The sequence below is a fragment of the Okeania sp. genome, assembly GCF_983059655.1.
In genome coordinates, this window is the sequence record NZ_CEZPJD010000326.1 from 1 (window position 1) to 8,545 (window position 8,545).

7 protein-coding genes and 1 pseudogene are annotated in these 8,545 nt (G+C 33.9%); 1 reads left to right on the forward strand and 7 read right to left on the reverse strand.

The window, feature by feature from the left end:
- Window positions 1-87 precede the first annotated feature (87 nt).
- The gene (locus AC3DU7_RS18080) at window positions 88-1,236 is read left to right on the forward strand and encodes a glycosyltransferase family 4 protein (protein WP_488040706.1); all 1,149 of its coding nucleotides are present in this window, start codon (window positions 88-90) and stop codon (window positions 1,234-1,236) included.
- A 216-nt stretch (window positions 1,237-1,452) separates the two neighbouring features.
- On the opposite strand, the pseudogene AC3DU7_RS18085 reads toward AC3DU7_RS18080, so the two are convergent.
- The 7 genes and pseudogenes from AC3DU7_RS18085 to AC3DU7_RS18115 form a co-directional block, all read right to left on the reverse strand.
- Window positions 1,453-1,929, reverse strand: a pseudogene (locus AC3DU7_RS18085) (leucine-rich repeat domain-containing protein); the annotation flags it as partial.
- Between the two features lie 95 nt (window positions 1,930-2,024).
- Window positions 2,025-2,444 carry a leucine-rich repeat domain-containing protein gene (locus AC3DU7_RS18090; RefSeq protein WP_488040707.1) on the reverse strand — a complete coding sequence of 140 codons (420 nt, stop codon included), beginning with the start codon at window positions 2,442-2,444 and terminating at the stop codon, window positions 2,025-2,027.
- A 789-nt stretch (window positions 2,445-3,233) separates the two neighbouring features.
- Window positions 3,234-3,872, reverse strand: a complete 639-nt coding sequence (folE, locus tag AC3DU7_RS18095) for a GTP cyclohydrolase I FolE (RefSeq protein WP_488040708.1) — start codon at window positions 3,870-3,872, stop codon at window positions 3,234-3,236.
- A 123-nt stretch (window positions 3,873-3,995) separates the two neighbouring features.
- Complete coding sequence (locus AC3DU7_RS18100; RefSeq protein WP_488040709.1) at window positions 3,996-4,982, reverse strand: CobW family GTP-binding protein; 987 nt, start codon at window positions 4,980-4,982, stop codon at window positions 3,996-3,998.
- A 1,082-nt stretch (window positions 4,983-6,064) separates the two neighbouring features.
- The gene (petJ, locus tag AC3DU7_RS18105; RefSeq protein ID WP_488040710.1) at window positions 6,065-6,400 is read right to left on the reverse strand and encodes a cytochrome c6 PetJ; all 336 of its coding nucleotides are present in this window, start codon (window positions 6,398-6,400) and stop codon (window positions 6,065-6,067) included.
- Between the two features lie 120 nt (window positions 6,401-6,520).
- Complete coding sequence (locus AC3DU7_RS18110) at window positions 6,521-7,021, reverse strand: DUF3122 domain-containing protein (protein ID WP_488040711.1); 501 nt, start codon at window positions 7,019-7,021, stop codon at window positions 6,521-6,523.
- A gap of 731 nt (window positions 7,022-7,752) precedes the next feature.
- On the reverse strand, window positions 7,753-8,545 hold a 793-nt coding region (locus AC3DU7_RS18115; RefSeq protein ID WP_488040712.1), incomplete at its 5' end, for an MBL fold metallo-hydrolase.

The following is an 8,545-nucleotide window of genomic DNA, read 5'->3' on the forward strand; positions in this document are numbered from 1 at the left end:
TTTTTCAGCTTTAGCAAACAACAGACTGACGCGTTTTTGTCTATCAATGATAAAATCACTCAAAATAATATCTGCCTATTCATCTGAATGCATATTGCTTGGCTTGGAAAAAAATATCCTTTTTGTGGCAACGTTACCTACTCTAGAGAAATAACCAATGCTCTATTAGACCGGGGCTATCAGGTTAGCTTTCTTCATTTTGCTACTGAAGATAATGAACCTGATAAATGGCCAAGATTTCATGAAGTGTCTCTACCTTGTATCTACAAATCTCAGGGTTACACTATACCTAGTCTTAAATCTAGCAAAATTTTGAGCGAGGCTTTACAGAAACTCAAGCCTGATATTGTCCATGCTTCTCTAACTCTTTCTCCTCTTGATTTTTTACTGCCTGAAATTTGCGAAGAACTAAATATCCCTTTAGTAGCTACTTTTCATGCCCAGTTTGATAGTAAACCGCGCAATATTAAATCTGGGACTCAATTTTTGGCTTATCAGTTATATGCTCCTTTTTTGGCACATTATGACCGAGTTATTATTTTTTCTGAAATACAGCGAGATTTCTTGGTTAAATTAGGGGTTCCTGGCCAAAAAGTAGCAGTAATTCCCAATGGGGTTGATGTAGATAAATATTGCCCTGGTATGTCTAGTCTCAAGACTGAGTTAAATGCTCAACGTATATTTCTATATTTAGGTCGTATTTCTACGGCTAAGAATGTTGAATCTCTACTTAAGGCTTGGAAACATTGTGATATGGGAAATAGTAGCCATTTAATAATTGTTGGTGATGGGCCATTAGCTGCTTCTTTGCAAATGTTTTATAGCGATGTGAAGGGAGTTAGTTGGTTTGGATATGTGAGTGATGAACAACGACGGATAGAAATTTTACGTGGTGCGGATGTGTTTATTTTACCTTCTTTGGTAGAGGGTTTGTCTTTGGCTTTATTGGAAGCAATGTCTTGTGGTTTGGCTTGTGTGGCGACGGATGCTGGTGCTGATGGTGAGGTATTGGAAAATGGTGCGGGTATAATTTTGAATACTCATAATGTTACTACTCAGTTGCAAACTTTATTGCCTTTGTTTAAGGATCATCCTGAATTAACTACTCTTTTGGGGCAAAAAGCTCGTCGGAGAGTTTTAGAACGTTATACTCTGAGTAGAAATATTGCTCAATTGGAAATGCTTTATGCTGAGGTTTTACAAGAAAGAAATCTCAAGTTAGGTAGTTTGATTTAAGGAAGAAGTCTTTAGTTATCTAGGAGAGAAGGAAGAAGAAAGAAGGAAAGTATATGAGTCTATAGAAACCATTTGGTATATTTTCTTGAAATACAAAGGTTTCAGGAAAGCTGTTTTAAGGAGCCTAAAAACTATAGGCAATATAAGAGAAAAATTTAACTATCAATTGATTAGTAATTTTGCTTCATAGATATAATCTTTTCCTTCTCATTTTATTTATTGGAAATATTCTCTAATTGATTCTATTCCTTTTTCAGCAATTTCTATTGATGGAGTTTCCAGGGGGTTATCACTTAAATCGAGCTGAATTAAGTTGGTGAGTTTAGTGATAAATTCTGGAATGATTGTCAATTGGTTACCACTTAAATCAAGTTCAGCTAAACTGGTGAGTTTAGTTATAGATTCCGGAATGGTTTTTAATTGATTACTACTTAAATAAAGCCAAGTTATATTGGTGATTTTAGTGATAGATTCCGGGATATTTTTCAATTGGTTACCACTTAAATCAAGGCAAGTTAAATTGGTGAGTTTAGTGATAGATTGCGGGATAGCTTTTAATTGATTCTCACTTAAATTAAGCTCAGTTAAATTGGTGATTTTCGTGATATATTCGGGGATAGTTGTCAATTGGCTACCACTTAAATCAAGTCCAGCTAAATTGGTGAGTTTAGTGATAGATTGCGGGATAGCTTTTAATTTATTATAGCGCTACGCGCTAGGCAACAGGCAACAGGCAACAGGCAAAAGTAAACTGTGAGTGGGTTTGGTGGATTTAGGAATGTCCTAACCTAAACTTGTAGCGCTATAAAACTTAAATAAAGCTGAGTTAAATTAGTTAGTTTAGTGATATATTCCGGCACAGTTGTTAATTGATTCTCACTTAAAGAAAGCTCAGTTAAGTTGGTGAGTTTTGAGATAGATTTCGGGATAGTTTTTAATTTATTACCACTTAAATAAAGTCCAGTTAAATTGGTGAGTTTAGAGATAGATTCCGGAATAGTTGTTAATTGATTATCACTTAAATTTAATAATTCTAGCTGCTCTAATTCCCAAACCTCAGTAGGAATTTCAGTTAATTTTTCATCATATCTGCTAGAAAAATTATTACTTAAGTCTAACTCCTTAAGTTTGTTGTCTTTAGCGTTCTGTATTCTTTCTCGAAAATGTTGCGGTACATGATTCTGATTATTTGTGTTAGGAGAAGTCATAAGTTGATAATGAATAATGGATAATTAGGATATTATAGAATTTTCAGAATACCCACCATTTTTTGCCTCTTCCAATACATAACCAGATACAGTTTCTATCTCTGTTTCTATTAAACAGTCTTTGTCAGCTTACATATTATTTTTCCCATTCTTAACCAAGTAAGCGATCGCCTCCACAGAATCTAGTTTATTTCTTTCCAAAGTTTCTATTTTGAAATTTTTTCCCCATCAAACAATATTACTTCCATTAGCATTACAACCTATCACAATGAATCTGAAAAAGTTCCGCACCTTCTGTCATTTCTGCACCTAATGCATTAGGCATTTTCGTAACATTGAAAAACATAAACATTAATAAACAGGACTTACGCAGAAACCTGGTTTACCAACTAAATCTCATGGTTTAAAAAACAATAATTAGGGCAATAAACCGGGTTTCTTTTTTAGGTGCGTAAGTCCTGTTACATTTATTGATGCTCACCTACTTCGTAACTCGATAGGGGCAATTCTAAGTATGGGGCAAAAAGTCTCTTCCTTTCTGATTTTAGTATTAATGCTTTTTGTCTTAGCATCATCAGAAATTTTAATACCAATCAACTTTTTGTCTAAGCATTCAGCTATTAGCATTTAGCTCTCAGCAATAAAAATTAATTAAGCAAGTATTAGCTTAACTTCTCGTACATTTTCAAATATTTGAAGCACAAGAGCAACGAAATTGACTTGTTAACTAAAGGTAATAAAGCTGACTGAATGTTTACCTTTTTGTTATTCTAGCTAAACTTAAAAAAACTAATGAAAAGAATTACTATGCCTAATTAAACTCATAAATTCTTGACGAGTTTTCACGTCATCAGCAAAAACACCACGCATAGCGCTAGTAGTTGTCCAAGAACCTGGTTTTTGTACTCCACGCATGACCATGCACATATGAGTTGCTTCAACAACTACAGCAACACCTAAAGGCTTAAGTAATCCTTGAAGCGCATCAGCTATTTGTGCTGTTAGACGTTCTTGTACCTGTAAACGTCGGGCATACATCTCACAAATTCGAGCAATTTTTGATAGTCCAATTACTTTTCCATTAGGAATGTATGCTACGTGAGCACGACCAAGAATAGGCAAAATATGATGTTCACAAGAGCTAAAAAGATCGATATCTCGAACTAAAACCATTTCTGAGATATCTTCACTAAAAACAGCTCCATTCAACAATTCATCTAGAGATTGATGATAACCTGAAGTGAGAAATTTTAGGGCTTTTACTACACGTTTAGGAGTATCTAATAATCCTTCTCGGTCTGGATTTTCTCCTAATCCTATTAATAAAGTTCTCACCGCTTGAATCATTTCAGCTTCTGTAACAGGAGGCTGAGATTTTGTTTTCAATTCATCGGTAGAAACAAATTCTGGAACTGCTGATAAAGTCATAGTTCAAAGGTTTGAATGTTAATATTTTGTCGGAGAGTTTGGCAGATACTTTCCAACATAAATTTAGGATTAGTTATGAGGATCATTATCTGTATTTCTCTGATAATCGCCGTTCTTAATTTATCACATAGTTAGACAGTTTGTTAAGTTTTGTTGAATCATTAACGGATTCAAGTTTCGGCCAATTAATACTAACTGATTTGTGGGATTAGTTGACCATTCATCTACTTGTATATCATAGCGTTTACCACTTAATTGAAATATATGTTTAGATTCACTTTCTTGGAACCAAAGAATCCCTTTTGCTCTAAATATATTCTCTGGTAATTTTTCTAGAAAATTCTGTTGAAATTTTAGAGCAGAAAAAGGTCTTTCACTTCGGAATGAAATAGACGTAAAGCCATCATTTATTAGATGATTTTTAGGGATTTTTTGTAGTTCATGCTGATAATTATCATTATCTTCTAGAGGATAAGGCTGAAGTTTGGATAAATTTACATCTAGGATTAAGTATAATGGTATCTGGCTGTACTCACTTCTCAAAACCTTAGCTCCATTATTTATCGTTCTAATATAAGACTCTAAATAATCTACTCTATCTTGGGAGACTAAATCTGTTTTATTGAGTAAAATAATATCTCCATAAGCAACCTGTTTTAAAGCTGCTTCACTATCAAAATGGTCTGGTGTAAAATTTTCACAATCCACTAAAGTTAGTACAGAATCTAAATAAGTTAAATCTTTTAACTCTGTACCCAAAAAAGTTAACATAATTGGCAAAGGATTTGCTAAACCAGTGGTTTCTATAATTAAATAATCAATTTTTTCATCCCGTTCTAAAATTTGGTATACTGCATCTACTAATCCTTCATTGATAGTACAACAAATACAACCATTGCTAAGTTCTAGCATATTGTCATTAATATCTACTAATAACTGACTATCTATATTAATATCCCCAAATTCATTAACTAATACTGCAACTTTTAACTTGTGCTTGTTATGCAAAATTTGATTGATTAGGGTTGTTTTACCACTGCCTAGAAATCCAGTAATAATAGTAACTGGCATCCCTCTTTTAGGAATATCTAATTGTAGTGAATTATTCATTATTACTAAATTTATTGACGAAGACAGCTACTCTTAAATCTTGTTTATTCTGAAGAACACTATAGAGTAATACCAATTTGATAAATGTTTGCTACAAATATTGGAACTGTTTCTAGTAGTCAATAGTCAGCTAGAAAGAGCTGTTATTATCATTTTTGACCCTGAAATAATTCTCCAAGTGCTAAATATACATCTGAATTTAACCATTTTTGTTGACCAAACTATTCGTAACATTCTTTTTTAAAATTGATATAAGGTCGTTTTGTCATTCACAAGAAAACCAGTCATATTATAAGCATTCAGCTATTAGCGGTCAGCAATCAGCAAATAATTATTTCTCTTGTTAAAGGAGTATACTTTGAGTAGTAACTTTTAATTCTTCTTGAAGACTAATTTATTCTTCCAAGATAATCATATTAATAACTTATAGCTGATGGCTGACGGCTGAATGCTTACGTCATATTGCTAATCAATTTTCCTTGTTAAGGTGAGTTACTGAGTAGCTAGTGCCACTACGCGGAAGTTAAAAGTCGGGCATCGAGTGTGTAATTCTGAGGTTTCCTACCGGGCGTATAAAGTGCAGAAATAGTTCCGCACACAGCCCCTCCAGAATGTAAGACACACTCAAGACAGTCAAAATTCAAAAGTATTGACTGGTAAGGCTTTTAGGATTTTGTCACTGGTCAGTTATTTCCGCCCTCCCACACTAGAAAATTACTATTTCTAGTTTACTAAAGAGATTCTGTGGGCTAACTTCCTGAATATATGGCCATTTTACTTGTTAGAATAATTATGATAATCATTATCATAATCAAAATTTTACATCTGGTCAATGGAGATTTGGGAAAATCTTCATCAAAAGACTAACAAATGCCTCAATCTTATTTTTGAATGACTATTTGTAAAGCAAAGCCAATATTAAGAATTTTTAGTTATAGAAGCCATTTGGTATCTATTAGACATCTCCAGAAAAGAGGCAGCTTTGCTGTAGGCAGTAGAGGAAAAGAATTGATAATTTCTGTGCGATAATTGATTTTATTTTTTATTGTCGGAGATGTCTATTAAATATTACAAGTTGTATATTAACGCCAACCATTTTCTGCCTGTTTCAATACATAACCAGATACAGTTTCTATTTCTGTTTCTGTTAACCGGTCTTTGTAAGCTGACATATTATTTTTTCCATTCTTAACCAAGTAAGCGATCGCCTCAACAGAATCTAATTTATTTTTTTTCAAAGTTCTGATTTTTAAGTTTTTCCACCATCTAACTATATTGCCTCCTCCAGCATGACATCCAGCACAATTAATCTGAAAAATTTCTGCTCCTTTTGCTGTTTCTGCTGCTAATGCAGTTGGAATTTCTATAAAATTTATTAATGTAAATATTAATAAGCAAACTATAATTATTTTTTTCATTTTTTTTCCTTAATTAATTTAAACTATAGCAGGGAAAAGTTGGAAAAACATTTCCTAGTCCAAGATTCATCATAAGTAATTACCCTAACCAATTTTTTCTTAACTAGAATAAGTAAAAAATCACCAAAAATTAACTTCATCGAACAATTTTCGCCATTCTTTGACAGCAAAAATTGGCACCACTAATTCTGCTGATTTTTCACCTTGCAAAGGTATATTTATTCGCAGTGGAGTATCAGAATTTAACTTTTTCATTACTTCCAAAAAGTCATATTCTCCAACATTAGCAGGAAAAGAAGAATCCACTAAAACATCCTCTGCATTCCAGATATTACCAGTGCCAGTATTAATTTGCAATTTTTGGGGATGAGCCAATTCAATTATTCCAGGAAATCCTACTAATCGTAATTTTAAAGTTATTAGTTTACCAGATTTTATCCGCTTATATAATATAGTCTGCCATGCTCTATCTGAAAGGTCTCGCAAACTTTGTCGAGAACGATACATGATTTGTGTAGAAGATTCGGGGTAAGTATGAATAGAAGCTAAAGCTGGCTGGGAACTAATAATAATTAAAAACAAGGATAATATTACTGTAAAAATCCAACGAAAATTAATCATACTTTTATATCGCTACAAGCTAGGGAATATTAATTAATGGATAATTGATAATTGATAATTAGGGCTTGCCAATTAAATATCAAAGCATTTACAGATAAAGATTTTAGCCTTTTTTTGTAGTGAAAAAGTACCTGGTTTTCAGTTCTTCATGCTCAACAATTTACCATTTTAAGCAAAAGTTGGGCAAAAAAAAATTACTTTCCTGCTCCTCTACTCCCCTACTCCCCTTTTCCCCTCCTGGAAGCGGGGCTATTTCAAGTATAGTATATTAACGATTTATGGAGAACGGGAGATGAGGAGATAGGGGAACAGTAAAATTTACCAAAATTTGGCGATTTTTCACCAAATAAGCGTCTTTAAGCTCTGAGAAAATATTTGGTTCAACGCCGCTTAAAAGCCTCTATCCCCGTGTCTCCGTGTCCCCGCGTCTATCGAGAATGAAACAGCCCTGCCTCCTGGAAGGGGTTAGGGGTGGGTCCCCTACTCCTTAAAAAATACTTTTTCAGCAAGCCCTAATTACCTCTGGTTAAAAGTAAGCATTCAGCCATCATCTATTAGCTATCAGCTATTAATTTTAGGGAAGGTAAAAGCAACCTTTGAAATTTAGAAAGAATAAAAATTTATTGCCAAAGTCCCCTGAATAAACCCTAGAAGTAATTATTCATTACTAATTGCTGATAGCTGACTGCTAATAGCTGAATGCTTACTTTAAAGCTGTTAATCAAATCTAGTTAATTAGCTAATGCTCTCTGTTCTAATTGTAATTCAAAACGTTCTCCAGGTTGAGCCTCTATTACTTTTGTCTCCAGATTATTTTTGGTTAACTGAAGTTGTGTTTCTTCTACACTTCCCTCTGCTTTGAGTAAAGATATTAATAATCCTTGAAAATCTATATCGCCCCCTGCTGCTGTAGGTAACATTACTTGGGGTTTCAGCCATTGAGCTACTTGTAAAGCACTTTCATTTCCTTTAATTATTGGCCCGACTAACGGTAAATTCAAATTTATAATCGGGGTGATAACCACATCTATAGGAGCAAATTCTTTGATTGTTTCAGAATGACTGCCATGTGGTTCATAGTAAATTGTATTGTCAGTGCTTAGGTCTTTAAAAATGTAACCGTTTTCTATCAGGGTTGGGCCAACAAGTGAGCCAGGAACTGCTCTAATTTCAATACTATTGTCAAAAGAATGTGTCTCGCCATGGGCAAGCGTGACTATTTGAGAATAACCAAACTCCTGTACTACTTTTGCTGCAGTAGGAGAAGCGACTACAGGAATATTTTTGTCTAACTGTTTTAGAGTCTGGGGATGAGCATGATCTTCTAACCCTTGAGACAATACAATTAAATCTATATTTTCTGGTATGGCACGGGGAGTACGCCTCTCTCCTTTGAATAACCAAGGTAGATTACCGAAAACTAGGGGGCCAACTAACCAAGGATCGAGCAGGAGTTGTTTACCTCCTATTTCAATTAACCAGGAATTACTATCTAACCAAGTCAGATGCATAGTATCTATAAAA

Excerpts from the sequence above, each read along its gene's own strand:
- AC3DU7_RS18080 (WP_488040706.1), top strand. The coding sequence starts at position 88 with ATGCATATTGCTTGGCTTGGAAAAAAATATCCTTTTTGTGGCAACGTT.
- AC3DU7_RS18090 (WP_488040707.1), bottom strand. The coding sequence starts at position 2,444 with ATGACTTCTCCTAACACAAATAATCAGAATCATGTACCGCAACATTTT.
- folE (WP_488040708.1), bottom strand. The coding sequence starts at position 3,872 with ATGACTTTATCAGCAGTTCCAGAATTTGTTTCTACCGATGAATTGAAA.
- AC3DU7_RS18100 (WP_488040709.1), bottom strand. The coding sequence starts at position 4,982 with ATGAATAATTCACTACAATTAGATATTCCTAAAAGAGGGATGCCAGTT.
- petJ (WP_488040710.1), bottom strand. The coding sequence starts at position 6,400 with ATGAAAAAAATAATTATAGTTTGCTTATTAATATTTACATTAATAAAT.
- AC3DU7_RS18110 (WP_488040711.1), bottom strand. The coding sequence starts at position 7,021 with ATGATTAATTTTCGTTGGATTTTTACAGTAATATTATCCTTGTTTTTA.